Source organism: Psychrobacter sp. FME13 (assembly GCF_014861395.1).
In the GTDB taxonomy this organism is placed as follows: Bacteria; Pseudomonadota; Gammaproteobacteria; order Pseudomonadales; family Moraxellaceae; genus Psychrobacter.
The window spans coordinates 1-842 of sequence record NZ_RRYV01000348.1; the positions used below are offsets into that span (position 1 = coordinate 1).

The window sequence follows — 842 nt, forward strand, 5'->3', positions numbered from 1 at the left end:
TAGGGCGTGTCATCAATTAGCATAGATATTTCAGAATAAGCTATACTTAGATCGTATTTAGGAATTTGAGCTCAATGACTATGACAAGACGACATGCCCTACGTGATGACCAATGGGAGAGAATTAAAGACATTCTACCTGGTAAACCAAGTGACGTTGGTGTTACTGCAAAGGATAACCGCTTGTTCGTAGAAGCGGTTCTGTACCGTTACAAGACCGGCATACCTTGGCGTGACCTACCTGAACGCTTTGGCGACTTCAGAGTGATTCATACTCGTTTTAGTCGCTGGTCAAAAAAAGGCGTATGGGAGCAGGTTTTTAATCAACTCTCTGAACAATCCGATGACGAATATGCCATGCTAGATGCCACGATTGTTAAAGCCCACCAGCACAGTGCTGGAAAAAAAGGGATCAAGCCATTGGACGCAGCAAAGGTGGACTGACGACTAAAATACATACTCGAACAGATGCATTAGGCAATCCTACTGGCTTTTATCTAACAGGTGGGGCAGCTCATGACCTGTGTGGCTCAGATGAATTGCTTGATGTCAGTATTAGCCAAACGTGGCTTGCCGATAAAGCTTACGATGCTGATGCCCGCGTTATTGAACCGATTAAAGCAGTGCAAGGTAATGCAGTTATACCATCTAAGTGTCATCGGCTGCAGCCAAGAGACTTCGATAAAGAGCTTTATAAAGCGAGGCACCTAATAGAGAACTTCTTTGCCAAGATTAAGCAGTATCGTGCGATTGCCACTCGCTATGATAAGTTAGCCAGTCATTTCCTTAGTGCCATTCACTTAGTTTCTTGTGTCGTTTGGCTTAATTGATGACACGCCCTAG

Annotated in this window: 1 pseudogene; it reads left to right on the top strand. The window is 44.3% G+C overall.

Going from position 1 to position 842, the window contains the following annotated elements:
• Positions 1 to 80 precede the first annotated feature (80 nt).
• A pseudogene (locus tag EI164_RS16520) lies at positions 81 to 829 on the top strand (IS5 family transposase).
• Positions 830 to 842 lie beyond the last annotated feature (13 nt).